The organism is Streptomyces sp. NPDC053513 (assembly GCF_044544765.1).
Classification (GTDB): domain Bacteria; phylum Actinomycetota; class Actinomycetes; order Streptomycetales; family Streptomycetaceae; genus Streptomyces; species Streptomyces litmocidini.
Genome location: NZ_JBITXP010000008.1, coordinates 90,718 through 107,609, shown reverse-complemented (window position 1 = coordinate 107,609; position 16,892 = coordinate 90,718). Strand labels below are relative to the sequence as shown.

Sequence of the window (16,892 nt, the reverse complement as noted above, 5' to 3'; positions counted from 1 at the left end):
CCCGCCGGACGCTCCGCCCGTCGGCCCGGCGGTCACTCCCCTCCGCCGGCCCGTCCGTCGCTCCTCCCGCCGTTCCGCCCGTCACTCCTCTCGGCCGGTCGTGCCGAGGGCCACGATCCGCTTCGCCTCCTCGACCGCGAAGTCGAAGCCGGCCTGCGGGTCGCGCGACAGCTTCTCCGTGGCGATCGCGTGCCGCCGCACAGGGGGGCGGGGATCCGACAGCGCGGTGCGCAGGACCGGCGTCATCGCCTCACCGAGCGCGATCAGCGCCCGGCTGAGGCTCAGCCACGTCTCACGTCCGCCCCGCCCGAGCTGGGTCGCCAGCGCTTCGGCCAGCCCGGACCTCTCGTCCTCGGGTACGAGGACGACGGCCGCCCGCCAGGCGCTCCGGGCCACCTCGTCGTCGGGGTCGGCCAGGAGCTCCCGTGTGATCGCCGGCCAGGCCCGCCCGTCGCCGATCTTGGACAGGGTGTGCAGGGCCTGGCTGCGGGCCTGGGCCCGCTCGGAGCGGAGCTCGTCGAGGAGCCGGGGGAGCGTCAGCGCCGACGCGTGGCGGGTGAGCGCCCACGTGAGCATCTCGCGGACCTGGAAGTCCGGCTCGACCGCGCACCGCCCGACGAGTTCGTCGACGCACCGGGGGTCCGGTGCCGTGCCCACCGCCAGCGCGGCCCGCAGCCGGACCGAGGGACTGTCGCTCCCGAGCCCCCGCAGAGCCCGCGTCGTCTTCGTGTCGTCGTTCGCCATGGTCATCGGGACCACCTCCTCGGCCACAGTGAAGACCTTGTCACCGTGTCAAGGTCAACCGCGGCCTGGCGGACGGCTCTGCGGGGAAGGGAGTTCAGTACGTGTGTCCGACGTGCGCCAGGGCCTGCTTCAGGAGCGTCCCCTGGCCGCCGGGCATCTCGTTCTGCACGGCGGCGGAGGCCGCTTCCTGCGGGCTGAACCAGACCAGGTCGAGGGCGTCCTGCCGGGGGCGGCAGTCGCCGGTCACCGGCACGATGTACGCGAGGGACACGGCGTGCTGACGCGGGTCGTGGAAGGGCGTGATGCCGGCCGTGGGGAAGTACTCGGCGACGGTGAAGGGCTGCAGGGAGGCCGGGACGCGGGGCAGGGCCACGGGCCCGAGGTCCTTCTCCAGGTGGCGCAGCAGCGCGTCCCGGACCCGCTCGTGGTGCATGACGCGGCCGGACACCAGGGTGCGGCTGATCGTTCCCTCCGCGCCGATCCGCAGGAGCAGTCCGATGCTGGTGACCTCACCGCTGTCGTCCACGCGCACGGGGACGGCCTCGACGTAGAGGATCGGCATCCGGGCCCTGGCCGTGTCCAGTTCGTCGGTGGTCAGCCAGCCGGGCGTGGTCTCAGTCATGTCAGACATCGCTTGATCATACTTTCCGGGCTGTGTTTCGGCCCAGGCCGCGTGTCCGCCGGCCGGGTGGGAGTGCGGAGCGGCCGCCGCGAGGGGGAGGCGCTCAGAGGGGCTGGATCCGGGTTCGCAGGAGACAGAACTCGTTGCCCTCCGGGTCGGCCAGCACGTGCCAGCTCACGCTGTCGTCCTGGCCGACGTCGGCGGGCCGGGCGCCGAGGGCGAGCAGCCGCTCCAGCTCCGCGTCCTGGTCGCGGTCGGTGGGGTTCACGTCGATGTGCAGGGGGAGCTTCCCCCTCCGGGGGTCGCCGCTGGGACTGAGGAGCAGGGTGGGCTGCGGCCCGCCCCAGCCGGCACCGGGAGGTCCGATCTGGATGCTCCCGTCGTCCTCCCGGCCGATCTCGACGTATCCGAGGACCCCGCTCCAGAACGCGGCGAGCCGCTCGGGGTCGGCGCAGTCGAGGACCAGTTCGGTGATGCGGCATGCCATGCCCGCCAGTGTACGTGCGGAGGGGTGAGGTGGCGTCAGATTTCCCCGGAGAGAGCCTGGTTGGCGATCACGTCAGCAGGGAGCCCGGGTCCCGGACCAGCGGGGCCGTGCCCACCGAGTTGCTCACGTTGAAGGTGACGCTTCCCGCGCGGTAGCGGTCCTCCGTCCATTCGATGGGGCGGCCGTCCTGGTTGCTCGTCAGATGGCGCTGGCGCAGGAGCGGGCTGCCCCGGCGGACGCGGAGCAGACGGGCGTCGTCGCTCCCCGCGGGGACGGCGTCGATGAGGTGCTCGCCGTAGTGGGCGACGATGCCCGCGTCCTCGGCCATGCTGTCCATGATCGAGGCGCAGTCGACGGGCAGGGACTCGACGGTGGGCGCGACCCACTCCGCGTACGCCGTGCGCTCCAGCATCACCGGTTCGTCGTCCAGGCAGCGCAGGCGCAGGACGTCCAGGACCGTCGCTCCCTGCGGCAGGGCGAGGCGGCGCGCCTCCTCGGGCGTGGCCCGGCGGCGCTCGCGGTGCAGGAAGCGGCTCGCCGACCGGTAGCCCATGGTGCGTGCCCACTGGGCGAAGCTGTGGAGCTCGGCGAAGCTGTGCCGGCGCTCCCTGCGGAGCACGATGCGGCGGGCGCCCTGGCGGGAGCCGACGATCCCCTCCGAGGTGAGCAGGGCGACGGCCTGGCGCACCGTGCCGCGTGACGCGGACCAGCGGTCGGCGAGGTCGCTCTCGGAGGGCAGGCGGGCGCCGACGGGATACTCGCCGCTGAGGATCGAGCGGCGGATCTCCTCCGCGATCTCCATGTAGAGCGCCGTCACCATGCCCCCGTCTCGTCCGTGGCTGCGCACACCACGTCACGGTGTGTGCCGTCCTCCGCCCACCCTAACCCGGCGATCCGGTGCCCCACGGCCCGGGCGGACCGCCTCAAGTCCAGCTTCGCCACCTGTGGTTCACCGCAACCGGCTCTTCCGGGAGGTGCCTGGATCCGGCCATGTGCCGTTCATTTTCCGGACAGGAGGCGCGGGCGAACTGGGGGCGGCTTGTTCAGACAAGTTCCTTCACTCGCTTCTGGGAGAACCCGTGCGCAGAACCCCCGTCCGCGGCGCCGCAGTCCTGCTCGGCGCCGTCGTCCTGACCACCGTCACCGCCTGTGGCGCCGCTCCCGAGGGCGCGGCCGGCGCCGAGGGCGCGAAGTCGGCCACCGCGAAGTCGGCCAAGGACCTCGGAGGCATGGACGCCCTCGTCAAGGCGGCGAAGCAGGAGGGCGCGCTGCACGTCATCGCCCTGCCGCCGGACTGGGCCAACTACGGCGAGCTGATCAAGACGTTCGAGACGAAGTACGGGATCAAGGTCGAGAGCGAGAACCCGGACGCCGCCAGCGCCGACGAGATCGCCGCCGTCAAGTCCCGCAAGGGCCAGAAGCGCGCCCCCGACGTCCTCGACCTCGGCATCGCGTTCGCCCGCAGCGGCGCCGAGGAGGGCCTGTTCGCCCCGTACAAGGTCGAGGCCTGGGACAGGATCCCCGACGCGCAGAAGGACGCCGACGGCCGCTGGTACAACGACTACGGCGGCTACGTCTCCATCGGTTGCGACGCCAAGCGCGTCCCGAACTGCCCGAAGACCTTCGCGGACCTCCTCAAGCCCGAGTACAAGGGCAAGGTCGCCCTCAACGGCAACCCCACCAAGTCCGGCTCCGCCTTCGGCGGCGTATACGCGGCCGCCCTCGCCGACAAGGGCTCCTTCGCGGACATCCAGCCCGGCATCGACTTCTTCGGCAAGCTGAAGAAGAACGGCAACTTCATCCCCGTCGAGTCCACCCCGGCCACGGTCGAGAAGGGCGAGACGCCCATCAGCATCGACTGGGACTACCTCAACGCCGGCTACGCCGACCAGTTCAAGGGCAAGGGCGTCGACTGGCAGGTCGCCGTCCCGTCCGACGGCGTCTACGCCCAGTTCTACTCCCAGGCCGTCAGCAAGGACGCCCCGCACCCCGCCGCCGCCCGCCTCTGGATGGAGTTCCTCTACAGCACCGAGGGCCAGAACCTCTGGCTCAAGGGATACGCCCGCCCCGTCCTGCTGCCGGCCATGACCACCGACGGCACCGCCGACAAGACGCTCCTGGCCAAGCTCCCCGAGGTCGAGGGCACCCCCTCCTTCCCGGCCCCCGCCGAGCTCGACAAGGCCAAGGCCACCCTCGCCGAGAAGTGGGACAAGGCCCTCTCCTGATGTCCTCAGCCACCCCCACCACGGGAACCGCCGGCGGCACCGGCCGCCGGCGGCGCGGCCCGCGCACCTGGCTCGCCGCCCTCCCCCTGATCGCCTTCACCGCCCTCGTCTTCGGACTGCCCCTCGGCGCCCTCCTCTTCGGCGCCGTGACCCGCACCGAACCCGCCACCGGCGCCACCGTCCTCACCGGTGAGCACCTGAGCCGCTCGCTCCAGGGCCCCTACCTCGGCTCGCTCCTCGGCAGCCTGCGACTCTCCGCGCTCACCGCCCTGATCGGCTCGGTCCTCGGCGTCCTCATCGCCCAGGCCGTCGTCACCTCCCGGTCCCGGGTCCTGCGCGGCGCCGTCCTCACCGCCTCCGGAGTCCTCGCCAACTTCGGCGGCGTCCCCCTCGCGTTCGCGTTCATCGCGACCGTCGGCATCTCCGGCGTCGTCACCCGACTCGCCGACCTGACCGACCTCGGCTGGAACCTGTACTCCTTCGGCGGCCTCGCCGTCGTCTACCTGTACTTCCTCGTCCCCCTCATGGTCCTGGTGATCCTGCCCGCCCTGGACGGACTGCGCCCCCAGTGGCGCGAGGCCGCGCAGAACGCGGGCGCCGGCGGATGGCAGTACTGGCGCCACGTCGGCATCCCGGTCCTCGCGCCCTCACTGCTCGGCGGGTTCGTACTGCTCTTCGGCAGCGCCTTCGCCGCCCACGCCACCGCGGCCGCGCTCGTCGGCGGCTCCGTACCGCTCGTCACCCTCAAGATCGCGGACGCCCTCTCCGGCAACGTCCTGGTCGGCCAGGAGAACGTGGCGCTCGCCCTCGGCCTCGACATGATCCTGATCGCCGGCCTGGTCATGGCGGTCCACCTCCCCCTCCAGCGCAGGAGCGCCCGATGGCTGCGATGACCCCCACCGCCCCGGACGTCGCCCCGGAGTCCGGGGCGCGGACGGCGGAGCGGGCCCCCGCCCCCGTACGGATCCGGCGCCGTCCCCGCCTGTGGCGCGGTCTCGTCCTCGGCCTCGGCGGCGCCTACTTCCTCGTCCCGCTCGTCGCCTCGTTCGTGTTCACCGTGCACACCCCCGGCCAGGGCGTCTCCTTCGAGGCCTACACCGCGCTGCTCTCCGCCGACGGGTTCACCGAGAGCCTGCTGCTCTCCCTCGGACTCGCCGCCGCCACCATCGCGCTCGCCCTGCTGCTCGCCGTGCCCGCCCTGGTGGCCGTCCGGCTCGGCGCACCGCGCCTGCGGCCGGTCGTCGAAGTGCTGTGCACGCTGCCGCTCGTGGTGCCGCCCATCGCGCTCGTCACCGGCATCGGCACCGTACTGCGCTGGGGCCCCGACCACCTCTCGCGGACCCCGCTCTACCAGACCTTCCTCGCTGTCCAGAACGAGGACTTCCCCTTCGTCCTGGTCCTCGCCTACACCGTCATGGCCCTGCCGTTCGTCCACCGCTCCCTCGACGCGGGACTGCGCGCCGTCGACGTCCCCACCCTCGTCGAGGCCGCCCGCAACTGCGGAGCCTCCTGGCCCTACGTCATGCTCCGGGTGGTCCTGCCCAACCTGCGCTCCTCGCTCGCCGGCGCCGCCTTCCTCACCCTGGCGCTCGTCCTCGGCGAGTTCACCACCGCCTCCGTCCTCGGCTTCCGGCCGTTCGCCGTCTGGATCGTCTCCATCTCCGGCGCCCAGGCCCGCGTGTCGGTGGCCGTCTCCCTCCTGAGCCTCCTCATCACCTGGCTGCTGCTCCTCGTCCTGTCCCGGGCCGGGACGGCGCAGACCGGAACGCCCGGAGCCCCCCGCACCTCCCGCAAGGAGTCCTGACCCATGACCTCTGCCACAGCGGAACGGACGGAGTCCACCGCCGCCACCGGGGCCCGCGTCGAATTCCGCGGCCTGCGCCGCGCGTTCGGCACCACCGTCGCCCTCGACGGCCTCGACCTGACCGTCGAACCGGGCGAACTCCTCGCGCTCCTCGGCCCCTCGGGCTGCGGCAAGACCACCGCGCTGCGGGTCCTCGCCGGCTTCGAACGCCCCGACTCCGGCGAGGTCCTCGTCGACGGCACGGACATCACCCACGTCCCGGCCAACCGCCGCGACGCCGGCATGGTCTTCCAGTCGTACAGCCTCTTCCCCAACCTCACCGCCCGCGACAACGTCGCCTTCGGCCTCCGCGTCCGCAAGGCCAGGACGGCCGAACGCCACGCCCGCGCCGCCGAACTCCTCGACCTCGTCGGCCTGCCCGAGCACGGCGACCGCTACCCGCACCAGATGTCCGGCGGCCAGCAGCAGCGCGTCGCCCTGGCCCGGGCCCTCGCCCTGCGCCCCCGCGTCCTGCTCCTGGACGAACCCCTCTCCGCGCTCGACGCCAAGGTCCGGCTCAGCCTGCGCGAGGAGATCCGCAGGCTCCAGCTCTCCCTCGGCATCACCACCGTGTTCGTCACCCACGACCAGGAGGAGGCGCTGTCCATGGCGGACCGCGTCGCCGTCCTCAACGCCGGGAAGCTGGAGCAGTGCGCGGCCCCGGCCGAGCTGTACCGCCGGCCGGCGACCGCCTTCGTCGCCGAGTTCGTCGGCACCATGAACCGCCTGCCGGGCCGCCTCACCGACGCCGGACTCGTGGAGGCGGCGGGCAGCCGGCTCCCCGTCGACGGCGACGCCCCCGGCACCCGCGACGTCGAGGTGCTCGTCCGCCCCGAGAACGTCACCGTGACCGCCGACGCCGGCGGCGAGGCCGTGGTCGTCTCCACCTCCTTCTTCGGATCCGTCACCCGCGTCCACCTCGACCACCGCGGTACGCCGGTCAAGGCCGACCTCCCGTCACGCGACGCGGGCGAACTGACACCGGGGACCCGCGCCACCGTCGGCCTCGCCCCGCACCCCGTGCTCGTCGTCCCGAAGTCCGACGCTCCGAAGTCCGACGTCCCGAAGTCCGTCGCCCCGAAGGCGGAGCGGTGACCGCACTCGCCGCCGTCCTCTTCGACATGGACGGCACCCTCGTCGACACCGAGGTCCTCTGGTGGGAGGCCACGGAGGAGGTCGCCGCCCGCCTCGGCCACCGGCTCACGCGGGCCGACGCGCCCGAGGTCGTCGGACGCGCCGTCGAGGACACCGCCGCACACCTCGTACGGGCCACCGGCACGAGCGACCCGGACGGCGTCGCGACGGCGCTCACCACCGCCTTCCAGCGGCGCGTCGACGACGGCGCGCCGCTGCGCCCGGGAGCGGACCGTCTCCTGGCCGAACTGGCGCGGGCGGAACTGCCGTTCGCGCTCGTCAGCGCCTCACCACGGTCGGTGGTCGACTCGGTCGTCGGCGGCGCGCTCGCGCACGTCCCCTTCGCCCTCACCCTCTCCGCCGACGACACCGCGCGCACCAAGCCGCACCCCGACCCGTACCGGACGGCCGCCCGGCGGCTCGGCGTCCCGGTGACGGCGTGCGTGGCCGTCGAGGACTCGCCGGACGGAGCGGCCTCGGCCGACGCCGCCGGCTGCACCGTCCTGGTCGTCCCCTCGCTCCTGCCGGTGCCGGTGGGCCCCGGCAGGATCTTCGCGGACAGCCTGGAGGACGTGTCCCTCGACGGCCTGCGCCGCCACGTCCGGGAGAGAGCCACCGGCCTCTGACCCGGAAGCGGCCGGAGCGCGCGACGGACCCGTCCCGGGACTCCCCGATCCCGGGACGGGCCCGCGCCCCTTCCGCCGGTCAGCCGGCCGTACGGGCGAACAGGCCGGGCTCGTACGAGCCGCCCGGGCTGCGCACGATCACGGCCATCCGGGTGGCCGCGTTGATCAGGGCGACCAGGCAGACCAGCGCGCCGACCTGGTCGTCGTCGTAGTGCTCGCGCACCTCGGCCCAGGTCTCGTCGGACACCCCGTGGTCACCGAGCCGGGTGCCTTCCTCGGCGAGCGCCAGCGCCGCCCGCTCGGCCTCGGTGAACACGGTGCTGTGCCGCCAGGCGGCGACCAGGCTGAGCCGGACCGCGGTCTCGCCCGCGGCCGCGGCCTCCTTGGCGTGGGCGTCCACGCAGAATCCGCAGCCGTTGATCTGGCCGACCCGAAGCTGCACCAGCTCCCGCAGGGACTTCGGCAGCGTCGACTCCTCCAGGGCCGACGAGGCGGTGGAGAACCGCTTGGCGACCTTCGTGGAGGTCGGGCTGTCGAACAGGTCGAAACGGGGTTCCATGACGGTGTCCTCACTCGTGGTGTCGTGTGCCGCCCCGTGGGGCGAACACAAGACGCCGCCGCCCCGGGCCGTGTGACGGCACGGCGCTGTGGCGTGGATCACCCGAAGCGGGTGTCACGGAACGACGGCGGCCGGCGTCTGGTGCACGGCGCACTCGAGAGCGAACGGGCAGGAGCCGGCGATGGACGACAGGACCGAGAAGGACGCGACGCAGGACGTCACCGAGGCGTTCGTGGCCCACCGCAGGCTGCTCTTCACCGTCGCGTACGAGATGCTCGGCTCCGCCGCCGACGCCGAGGACGTCCTGCAGGAGACGTGGCTGCGGTGGGTGGGGGTCGATCCCGGCACCGTACGGGATCCACGGGCGTACCTGGTCCGGATCACCACCCGCCAGGCCCTGACCCAGCTGCGCGCGCTCGGCCGCCGCAAGGAGTCCTACCTCGGCCCCTGGCTGCCCGAGCCGCTGCTGACCGCGCCCGACGTCGCCGAGGACGCCGAGCTCGCCGAGAGCGTCTCCCTGGCGATGCTGCTCGTCCTCGAGACCCTCACCCCCACCGAACGCGCGGTGTTCGTCCTGCGCGAGGTGTTCGACCTGGCGTACGACGAGATCGCCGAAGCCGTCGACAGGACGCCGGCCGCGGTCCGTCAGGTCGCCCACCGGGCGCGCGCCCGCGTCGCCGCGCGCCGACCGCGCACCGTCGCCTCCGCCGCGGAGACCCGCCGCACCGTCGAGGCGTTCCGCCGGGCGGTCGAGACGGGCGACCTGCGGCGCCTGCTCGACGTCCTCGCGCCCGACGTCGTCCTGCTGACCGACGGCGGCGGGGTCGTACGGGCCGCCCTGGCGCCCGTCGTGGGGGCCGGGGAGGTGGCGCGGGTCCTCGGCAGGATCGGCGCCGCGGCGGTGCTCCGGCCGGCCCGGATCAACGGCGGTCCGGCGCTGATCGTCCTCCTGGACGGCGAGGTCGACACCGTCCTCGCGATGCGCGTCGGCGACGGCCTCGTCACCGGTCTCTACGCCGTGCGCAACCCCGAGAAGCTCTCGTACCTGGACGGGGAGACAGCCCTGAGCCGCTGAGCCGCCGGGCGCTGAGCCGTCGAGCCCGTTTCCGGACGAACGCCCGGCTGTCCCTCCACCCCCCTCCTTCCTATGCTGGGGGAAGGAGAGGTGAGGAGGGCCGCGATGGCCGCCGTCGCCGTGCACAGCGCCGTCCTGGGGGAGGGGCGCCCCACGCTTCCGTACGCGGAAGCCGGCCGGCCGGGGGGCACACCGCTCGTCCTGGTGCACGGCTACCTGGACTCCTGGTGGACGTTCGAGCCGATGCTGCGCCGCCTGCCTCCGGGCCTGCACGCGTACGCCCCGACCCAGCGCGGCCACGGCGACGCCGACAAGCCGCCCGACGGCTACCTGCCGGAGGACCTCGCCGAGGACCTGGTCGCGTTCATGGACGGCGTGGGCATCGGGCGGGCGGTCCTGGTCGGCGGGTCGAGCGGCGGTGTGCAGGCCCGCATCGTCGCGGGCCGCCGACCGGACCGGGTGGCGGGACTCGTCCTGCTGGGCGTCCCGGCCACCCTCGTGGACAAGCCGAGGGCCGCGGAACTCTGGGAATCGGTCCGGGAGTTGAAGGACCCCGTGGATCCGGCGCTCGCGGCGGCCATGGCCGACGGCCTGACGGCGACCCCCATGGGCCGCGGCTTTCTGCAGACCGTCGCCGACGAGTGCCTCAAGGCCCCGGCCCGCGTCTGGCGCGAGACCCTGCGAGGTCTGCTCGAGACCGACCTGCGGGCCACCCTCAGGGGCATCCTCGTCCCCACCCTGGTCGTCTGGGGCGACCAGGACCCGATCCTGACCCGCGAGGACCAGCAGACGATCCTCGACACGATCCCCGACTCCCGGCTCCTCGTCTACGAGGGCGTGGGTCACGTCCCGTACTGGGAGGACCCGGAGCGCGTGCTCCGCGATCTGACCGACTTCCTGGCCGACCGGGCGTGAGGCCCGGAGTTCAGGACCGGTCCGCGCCGGACAGGGCGTCGGTGATCAGCCGGGTGGCGAAGTCGCGGTCGTCGGTGATCCGGTTGATGACCTCCGCCAGGAGGAAGGCGGTGGCCTCCAGGGCGTTCATCTCCTCCAGGGTCCACTCCCCGTACTGCCCGCGCCACAGGCTCGGGCTGAGACCGGTGCCCGCCGCGATGGCCAGACCGGCCATGGTGGGGACGGCCTCGGGCCGGATGGTCCTGGTCATCCTGAGCATCGTGGTCACCAGGTTGGGCACGACGTACTCGACCACGTCCCTGTCGTGCTCCTCGCAGGCCGTCCGCAGCCACTTCATGTACATGAAGATGATCGTGCACACGCCGTCCAGGAGGTCCTGCGCACCCGTGGGCCCCAGGGAGGCGGTGAACTGCTCGTCCAGTCTCCGCCGTTCGGGATCGACCTCGGTCCTGCCGTCGTAGATGGCCTTGAGCCGGGAGTCGATCAGCATCATCGCCGCGCTCACGTCACCGGCGGGGGCGTACTGGGGGTCGCAGGACGACGGCACAGGATCCTCCTCACGCGGCCGCGATCGGGCGGCCGACGAGTCCGTACGCTAGACCGCCGCCCATCCGGAGGTCCGGCGAATCCCGAGGGAAGCCCCTCAGGGGTGACGCCGGACGGAACGACGACGCCGGACGGAACGACGCCGCCGCCTCAGACCTCGGGCAGGGAGGGGTCGGGCGTCCACGGGTGGGGGGCGGTGACGGCCCAGCGTTCGTGGTCCCGCCACTCCCCGTCGATGTAGAGATAGGCGGGCGACACCCCTTCGTAGCGGAAGCCCAGTCGCCGGACCAGGGCCAGGGACGCCTTGTTCGCCGGCTGGATGCAGGCCTCCAGCCGATGGAGCCGCAGTTCGGTGAAGGCGTACCGGAGGACGAGGGCGATCCCTTCGGTCATGTACCCGGACCCCGCGGACGGGGCGAAGGCCGCGTAGCCGAGGGACGCGCCCTGGTAGCGGCCCCGGATGATCGAGTTGATGTTGACCGTGCCCGCGGCCTCGCCGGTCTCCCGGACGCGGATCAGGAACCCCCGGTTGGTGCCGTCGTCGAAGCGGCGCATCCAGTCCTGGAACTCCTCCGCCGTCGCGGGCAGTTGCATCCACGGCCGGTGCAGTGCGGAGCTGGCCCGCACGAGCGTGCAGAACTCGTCCTGGTCGGAGCGGGTGAGCGGGTGCAGTTCGACCCGCGGTGTCGTCGTGAGCATGGGCCCACGTTAGGGCCTGGGGCGGTGGGCTCCGAGAGCCGGTACGGCTCGGGCACCGCAACTGCCGTACGACTGCCGCCGGCGAGTGCCGACCCCGCGCGTCCGGCGTACCTACGCTCCTGACTCCCAACCACCGTGAGACAGGAGTACGTCATGGAGAGTCCGACGCGTAGGGCGGCCGCGGCCGGGGCCGCCGCGTTGCTGGCCGCGGGCCTGGTGGCCGTGGTCGGTGCGGAGGGCGAGCCGGCGCCGGTCCGGTCCGACCGGATCACGACGGTGGCCCAGCTCAAGGAGAGCATCGGGGTCGCCGCCGAACTGGACCGGCAGAACGGGGCCGCCGAGATCGGCGGCAACACCGGCGGCCAGGCGACGCTCACCGCCCGCACCGCCTGCTGAGACGGAGAGGTGACCACCGTGGGCGGAAAAGAGCCGGCGCAGACGTGGTGCCCCAGCGGCGAGGCGCACACCCCGGAGTCCGTCGTCCTGGGCGTACGGTCCGGGCGGGACGGCGACGTGGTCTATCTGGCCGATCCGGTGCCGGCGTCCGAGGTGCTCGGCGACATACCCCCGGACATCGAACCGCGCCGCATCCTGCGCTTCGCCTCGCACTGCGTGAGCGACTGCGTGAACCGCCGGGGCGCCGACTGCACGCTGGTCGAGCGCGTCATGGCGCGGCCGGTCGCGCGTGAGGACGGCTCCGTCCCGCGGTGTCATCTGCGGCCCCGGTGCCAGTGGTGGACCCAGACCGGTGTCGCCGCGTGCCTGCGGTGCCCCGCGGTCGCGACCCGCCATCGCGTCGACGACACCCTGGCCGAACTGGTGGCCGACCCGGCCACGACGCAGGAACAGCTCGACGCCTGGATCGCGGCGGCCGGCTGAGCACCCCGCCGGCCGTGCCGGAGGCCCCCGACCACGCGGTCGGGGGCCTCCGGCGGCATCCGGCACCGGTCGACGGCGCTCCGGTGCTTCAGCCGCTCCGGTGCCTCAGCCGAGTTCCGCCGGGTCGCCGGTGGCGATGTCGAGCCGCTCGGCGAGGCTGGTGAGGGCCGCCCCGAGGGGAAGCGCCACCCGGGAGAGGGCGTGGCGGTCACCGCGCGTCGGATCCCGGTTGATGATCAGCACGGGCTTCCCCGCCTGGGCCGCCTGGCGGACGAACCGGAGGCCCGACATCACCGTGAGCGAGGAGCCGAGCACCAGGAGTGACGCCGCCTCGTCGACCAGCCTCCGGCAGTGCTCGACCCGCCGGGGCGGGACGGCCTCCCCGAAGAACACCACGTCGGGCTTGAGAATGCCGCCGCACTGCGCGCAGGGCACCACCCGGAAGTCGCCGACCTGCTCGTCGGTCAGGTCGGCGTCGCCGTCCGGGTTGATCCCGGCCGCCACCGGCCGGAAACCCGCGTTGGCCTCCTCCAGCCGCCGCGCGAGCTCACGGCGCGGGCTGTACGTGCCGCAGGAGAGGCAGACGACCCGGGCCAGGCTGCCGTGGAGCTCCACGACCCCTCCGCTGCCGGCGGCCTGGTGCAGACCGTCGACGTTCTGGGTGATCACGCCCGAGAGCAGACCGTGGCGAGCGAAGGCGGCGACGGCCCGGTGCCCGGCGTTGGGCAGCGCGCGACCGAAGGTGCGCCAGCCGAGGTGGCTGCGCGCCCAGTACCGGCGCCGGGCCTGGGCGCTGCCGGTGAAGTCCTGGAAGGTCATCGGGGTGTGCCGGCTGAGGCTTCCCCCCTGACCCCGGTAATCGGGGATGCCGGACTCGGTGGAGATCCCCGCGCCGCTGAGCACCAGCACGCCACCGGCGTCCAGGGCGTCGAGGACCGGCCCCAGGTCCGTCGTGGCCGGCGGCAGGTCCTTGTCGGGGGTCCAGCTCAGAGTAGGACGCATGCGCATGCCGCCAGGGTACGAAACGGCCCCCTGGTTCGCCCTCCCGCAGCCGAGGGGGCCGGCGTCCGCCGTCCCCCCCCCCCAGGACCGGCCGGGCGCCGACTGGTCAGTTCATGAGGAGGAGTCGCGTGTGGGAGACGAGCTTCCGGTTGACGCTGGTGCTCTGCACGAAGATGGTGAAGTCGTCGTTGTGATCGGGCTTCACCCGCGTCTCCACGTCCGGCAGACCGAGCAGGGCCCGGGCCTGCGGCCCCGTGTACACCCGGTCCGTCTTCTTCTCCAGCACCGCGATCTGCTTCCGGGCCTGGATCTTCTCCGTCTTGCTCAGCTGGTAGAACGCGCAGCCCGTGCGGTACGTGTGCCCGGACTCGACGACCCACTCCCGGATCCCCGCGTCACGGGCCACCGGAATCAGCCGGTACTCCGACGGGTCCGCCGGAGTGAGGCCGGCCGCCTCGATGGTCTTCTTGTTGACCGCCTCCGCGCCCGTGGAGAACACCGCCCGCGAGCCGCGGATGCCCTTGGTGCGCCCCACCATGAACTTCTCGGTGGCCTCGCGGATGACCTCCCCGGCCTCCTCCAGGCCCTGGGTGCTGGTGGCGTCCCAGATGGCGATGTTCTCCTTCGGGAAGCCGCAGTTCATGGCCTCCCGCCTGCCCATCTGGTCCGGTACGAGGACGGCGAGGGTCCAGTTGTCCTCCTGGGTCGCGATCATCTCGGCCATGGCGTCGACCAGTTCGCGCGCGGTGCCGGCCGGGGCGTCGGGGCAGCGGTGACTGGCGTTCTCCTGGCCGTCCGTCAGGACGAACGTCAGGAAGCTGTGGTCGCCGTACAGCTGGGCGGTCTGCGCCAGCTCCCGCTGCGACTTCAGCGCGGCGGCCAGCAGCGCGGTCATGCCGCCGGCCCGGTACAGCTGCTTCAGCGAGGGCATCCGCAGGACGTCCTTGTCGTAGATGACGCACTCCACCTTGTCGGCGAAGACGTACACCGTGACACGGGTCTCCTGGTCCAGTTCCCCCGACCGGCGGGCGAGATAGGCGATCTGCTGGTCCGCCACCTCCACGACCTTGCGGCTCAGGTGCGACATCGACGAACTGGCGTCCAGCACAAGGGCGACGTGATTGATGTAGTTCTGGGTTCCGGACAAGACAGCTTCCCCCTCTTTCCGACTGGATGCTCCTACCGTCTCACCCGCCACTGACAATCGGCCCGGCTCCCGTCCAGGGTGCGGAACCCACCCTTCCGGTCACTCCGGGCGGTTGAAGCGATGCGTCGCCCACAGCAGGGCCGCCACGCCGCCGGCCAGGAGCAGGGCGGCTTCGAGGAGCAGCGGCGGCTGCCGGCCGGCCCACTCGATCCCCACGGCGGCCGCCTGGTCCGGCACCCGCAGGGCGATGATGCGGCGGAGGAGGTCGACCGCGTACGCCAGGGGATTGACGTCGGACAGCGCCCGGGCCCAGGCGGGCAGGGACGTGAGGGGGAAGAAGCCGCCGGAGAGGAACAGCAGCGGCATCATCACCACGCCGAGCAGGGTGTGGAACGTCTCGGCCCTCCGCAGGCTCACGGCCAGCGCCAGGGCCAGGGAGGTGACGGTGAAGGAGGCCAGGACCATCCCGGCGAGGAGCAGCCCGAGGAGGACCGGGTCGTAGGGCAGGCCCGCCACACCGGCCAGACTGAGCAGGACGGCCCCCTGGACGGCGGCGGTCAGGGTGCCGCCGGCGCAGCTTCCCAGGAGCAGGGTGGAGCGGCGGACCGGGGCCATCAGGAGCTCGCGCAGATAGCCGCTCTCCCGGTCGGTGATCAGACGGATGCCGACCATGATGGCGGGCGTCTGCACCGTCATCATCAGCATCCCGGGGAAGAGGTAGGCCTGGTAGCCGACGCCCAGGGAGGCCTGGGGGATGAGGGCGGCCAGTCCGCCTCCGAGGATGAGGAGGTAGAGCGCCGGGTGCAGCAGCATCAGCGCCGTGTGGGTGCGCTGGCCGGCGAGGCGCAGCAGATCGCGGTGGACCAGGGCGTGGACGGCGCGCAGTTCGCGCCGCAGCCGGGTGGTCCGTTCGCCGCCGTTCGCCTCCGGGGACTCCCAGGTGAGGGCGCTCATCGGCCACCTCCCGACTTGGTCGTGGCCGGGGCCGCGCAGGGGGCGGGAGGAGCGGCGGGGCGGCCGGGTTGTGCGGCGCCGAGGCTGCGGCCGGTGTGGTGGAAGAAGACGTCGTCGAGTGTCGGCGGGGTCGCGGAGGCGGCGTTCACCGCGATGCCGCTCGCCTCCAGCGCCGCGCACAGCCGGGGGATCCAGGCGCTGCCGCCCGGGACCCGCAGGGAGACGCCGCCCGCGTCGACGGTGACGGCTCGGTCGGGCGGCAGCAGGCGGCGCACGACCTGCCGGGCCGCCGTGTCGTCGCCGGTGCGGAGGACGACCAGGTCGTCCCCGATCGCGGCCTTGAGCGCCTCCGGCGCGCCCTGTGCCACCAGCCGGCCGCGGTCGATGATGGCGAGGCGGTCGCAGTTCTCCGCCTCCTCCAGGTAGTGCGTGGTGACGAAGAGGGTGCTGCCGTGCCGTTCGCGCAGCGTCCGCAGGTGCTGCCAGACCTGGGCCCGGGCGTGGGGGTCGAGTCCGGTGGTCGGCTCGTCGAGGAACAGCACGCCGGGGGCGTGCAGCAGTTGGCGGGCGATCTCCAGGCGCCGCCGCATGCCGCCGGACAGGGTGCGCACGGGGGAGCGGCGCCGGTCGGTCAGGTCGGCCGTCTCGAGGACTTCGGCGGTGCGCCGGCGGGCGTCGCGGCGGGACAGGCCGTAGAGGCGGGCGTGGATGTGGAGGTTCTGTTCGGCCGTCAGGTCCGGGTCCACGGCGCTGTGCTGGAAGAGCATCCCGACCCTTCGCCGTACCGCGCGGGGCTGGGCGAGGACGTCGACGCCGGCCACCGTGGCACGGCCGGCCGTGGGGCGGGCCAGCGCGCACAGCATGGCGATGGTGGTGGATTTGCCCGCCCCGTTGGGGCCGAGGAACGCGAAGGTCTCGCCCCGCTCCACGTCCAGGTCCAGGCCGTCCACGGCATGGGTGGTCGTGCCCTCCGGGCCGGGGTAGCTCTTGACCAGGCCCCGCGTGCTGATGGCGTACGCGGACTCGGGAAGGTCCTCCGGTGCGGGTGGGCTCGCCGGGGCGGCCGTCCTGAGGGCCGCGGGGGCGAGATCGTCATCGCCGACGTGTCGCTGCATGGTCTGGTCCTCGTCTGGGGGTTCGCCGGGACGGCGGCCCCCGGCGCGGCCGGCCGCGCCGGGGGCATGCCGCTGTTCCGGTCGTGATTCCGGCCGGCGGCTGCCCGGGACAGCCGCCGGCCGGATGGTGGTGCCTGGCCTAGGCGCAGCTGATGCCGATGCAGACGGTGTTGAGGAGGGTCAGCAGGCCGACGCACTCACACGTCTCGCCCGCCGCCAGTCCGTCGGCGCCGACGGGGTCGGTCTCCGGAAGGGCGTGGAGGCGGGCCAGCAGTTCGAGGTCCTGGTTCTCCATGGTTTTCTCCTTCTCTGAGGGGCGG

The 16,892-nt window shown here is 73.1% G+C and carries 21 protein-coding genes; 9 read left to right on the top strand and 12 right to left on the bottom strand.

Annotated features, from left to right (window positions below; genetic code table 11):
• Positions 1-81: 81 nt before the first annotated feature.
• The 4 genes from ACIGW4_RS16080 to ACIGW4_RS16065 all read right to left on the bottom strand — a co-directional run bounded on the left by ACIGW4_RS16080 (position 82) and on the right by ACIGW4_RS16065 (position 2,673).
• Entirely contained in the window at positions 82-750 is a 669-nt protein-coding gene (locus ACIGW4_RS16080; RefSeq protein ID WP_398709697.1) for a HEAT repeat domain-containing protein, read from the bottom strand.
• Between the two features lie 88 nt (positions 751-838).
• Positions 839-1,366, bottom strand: a complete 528-nt coding sequence (locus ACIGW4_RS16075) for an NUDIX hydrolase family protein (protein ID WP_123458249.1) — start codon at positions 1,364-1,366, stop codon at positions 839-841.
• Positions 1,367-1,469: 103 nt separating this feature from the next.
• Positions 1,470-1,853 carry a VOC family protein gene (locus ACIGW4_RS16070; RefSeq protein ID WP_359589691.1) on the bottom strand — a complete coding sequence of 128 codons (384 nt, stop codon included), beginning with the start codon at positions 1,851-1,853 and terminating at the stop codon, positions 1,470-1,472.
• 67 nt (positions 1,854-1,920) lie between these two features.
• The gene (locus ACIGW4_RS16065; RefSeq protein ID WP_359589692.1) at positions 1,921-2,673 is read right to left on the bottom strand and encodes a GntR family transcriptional regulator; all 753 of its coding nucleotides are present in this window, start codon (positions 2,671-2,673) and stop codon (positions 1,921-1,923) included.
• A gap of 292 nt (positions 2,674-2,965) precedes the next feature.
• Here ACIGW4_RS16065 and ACIGW4_RS16060 point away from each other — a divergent pair, with 292 nt between their 5' ends.
• The 5 genes from ACIGW4_RS16060 to ACIGW4_RS16040 are packed head-to-tail and all read left to right on the top strand — an operon-like array spanning position 2,966 to position 7,681.
• On the top strand, positions 2,966-4,078 hold the full coding sequence (locus ACIGW4_RS16060) for an extracellular solute-binding protein (RefSeq protein ID WP_359589733.1): 1,113 nt from the start codon (positions 2,966-2,968) through the stop codon (positions 4,076-4,078).
• On the top strand, positions 4,078-4,971 hold the full coding sequence (locus tag ACIGW4_RS16055; RefSeq protein ID WP_399580995.1) for an ABC transporter permease: 894 nt from the start codon (positions 4,078-4,080) through the stop codon (positions 4,969-4,971). Before ACIGW4_RS16060 ends, ACIGW4_RS16055 begins: the two co-directional genes overlap by 1 nt.
• Positions 4,959-5,882 carry an ABC transporter permease gene (locus ACIGW4_RS16050; protein ID WP_398709692.1) on the top strand — a complete coding sequence of 308 codons (924 nt, stop codon included), beginning with the start codon at positions 4,959-4,961 and terminating at the stop codon, positions 5,880-5,882. The genes ACIGW4_RS16055 and ACIGW4_RS16050 overlap by 13 nt, the downstream gene beginning before the upstream one ends.
• Before the next feature lie 3 nt (positions 5,883-5,885).
• Positions 5,886-7,016, top strand: coding sequence for an ABC transporter ATP-binding protein (locus ACIGW4_RS16045; protein ID WP_399580993.1), 1,131 nt, complete (start codon positions 5,886-5,888; stop codon positions 7,014-7,016).
• Complete coding sequence (locus tag ACIGW4_RS16040) at positions 7,013-7,681, top strand: HAD family hydrolase (RefSeq protein ID WP_399580992.1); 669 nt, start codon at positions 7,013-7,015, stop codon at positions 7,679-7,681. The genes ACIGW4_RS16045 and ACIGW4_RS16040 overlap by 4 nt, the downstream gene beginning before the upstream one ends.
• Positions 7,682-7,760: 79 nt before the next feature.
• On the opposite strand, the gene ACIGW4_RS16035 is transcribed toward ACIGW4_RS16040, so the two are convergent.
• Complete coding sequence (locus ACIGW4_RS16035) at positions 7,761-8,240, bottom strand: carboxymuconolactone decarboxylase family protein (protein WP_123458243.1); 480 nt, start codon at positions 8,238-8,240, stop codon at positions 7,761-7,763.
• 181 nt (positions 8,241-8,421) lie between these two features.
• Between ACIGW4_RS16035 and ACIGW4_RS16030 the strand changes: the two genes are divergently transcribed.
• Positions 8,422-9,315, top strand: coding sequence for an RNA polymerase sigma-70 factor (locus ACIGW4_RS16030; protein ID WP_399580988.1), 894 nt, complete (start codon positions 8,422-8,424; stop codon positions 9,313-9,315).
• 105 nt (positions 9,316-9,420) lie between these two features.
• Entirely contained in the window at positions 9,421-10,230 is an 810-nt protein-coding gene (locus ACIGW4_RS16025; RefSeq protein WP_399580986.1) for an alpha/beta fold hydrolase, read from the top strand.
• A 10-nt stretch (positions 10,231-10,240) separates the two neighbouring features.
• Here the strand turns inward: ACIGW4_RS16025 and ACIGW4_RS16020 are convergent, their stop codons facing one another.
• Both ACIGW4_RS16020 and ACIGW4_RS16015 read right to left on the bottom strand, forming a co-directional pair.
• Positions 10,241-10,777 (bottom strand): hypothetical protein, encoded by a 537-nt coding sequence (locus tag ACIGW4_RS16020; RefSeq protein ID WP_398709685.1) that lies wholly within the window; start codon positions 10,775-10,777, stop codon positions 10,241-10,243.
• Between the two features lie 149 nt (positions 10,778-10,926).
• On the bottom strand, positions 10,927-11,475 hold the full coding sequence (locus ACIGW4_RS16015; RefSeq protein WP_398709683.1) for a GNAT family N-acetyltransferase: 549 nt from the start codon (positions 11,473-11,475) through the stop codon (positions 10,927-10,929).
• 153 nt (positions 11,476-11,628) lie between these two features.
• On the opposite strand from ACIGW4_RS16015, the gene ACIGW4_RS16010 reads away from it, so the two are divergent.
• Complete coding sequence (locus tag ACIGW4_RS16010; protein ID WP_359589698.1) at positions 11,629-11,871, top strand: hypothetical protein; 243 nt, start codon at positions 11,629-11,631, stop codon at positions 11,869-11,871.
• A gap of 18 nt (positions 11,872-11,889) precedes the next feature.
• Entirely contained in the window at positions 11,890-12,354 is a 465-nt protein-coding gene (locus ACIGW4_RS16005) for a hypothetical protein (protein ID WP_399580980.1), read from the top strand.
• A gap of 105 nt (positions 12,355-12,459) precedes the next feature.
• On the opposite strand, the gene ACIGW4_RS16000 is transcribed toward ACIGW4_RS16005, so the two are convergent.
• The 5 genes from ACIGW4_RS16000 to ACIGW4_RS15980 form a co-directional block, all read right to left on the bottom strand.
• Positions 12,460-13,362 (bottom strand): NAD-dependent protein deacetylase, encoded by a 903-nt coding sequence (locus ACIGW4_RS16000; RefSeq protein WP_399580977.1) that lies wholly within the window; start codon positions 13,360-13,362, stop codon positions 12,460-12,462.
• Between the two features lie 100 nt (positions 13,363-13,462).
• Positions 13,463-14,503 (bottom strand): vWA domain-containing protein, encoded by a 1,041-nt coding sequence (locus tag ACIGW4_RS15995; protein ID WP_398709680.1) that lies wholly within the window; start codon positions 14,501-14,503, stop codon positions 13,463-13,465.
• A gap of 99 nt (positions 14,504-14,602) precedes the next feature.
• Positions 14,603-15,457, bottom strand: a complete 855-nt coding sequence (locus tag ACIGW4_RS15990; RefSeq protein ID WP_123458235.1) for an ABC transporter permease — start codon at positions 15,455-15,457, stop codon at positions 14,603-14,605.
• Positions 15,454-16,572: an ATP-binding cassette domain-containing protein gene (locus ACIGW4_RS15985; RefSeq protein WP_399580973.1), complete on the bottom strand. Its 1,119-nt coding sequence runs from the start codon at positions 16,570-16,572 to the stop codon at positions 15,454-15,456. The genes ACIGW4_RS15990 and ACIGW4_RS15985 overlap by 4 nt, the downstream gene beginning before the upstream one ends.
• Positions 16,573-16,711: 139 nt before the next feature.
• Positions 16,712-16,867 (bottom strand): VenA family class IV lanthipeptide, encoded by a 156-nt coding sequence (locus ACIGW4_RS15980; RefSeq protein WP_185094862.1) that lies wholly within the window; start codon positions 16,865-16,867, stop codon positions 16,712-16,714.
• Positions 16,868-16,892: the final 25 nt, after the last annotated feature.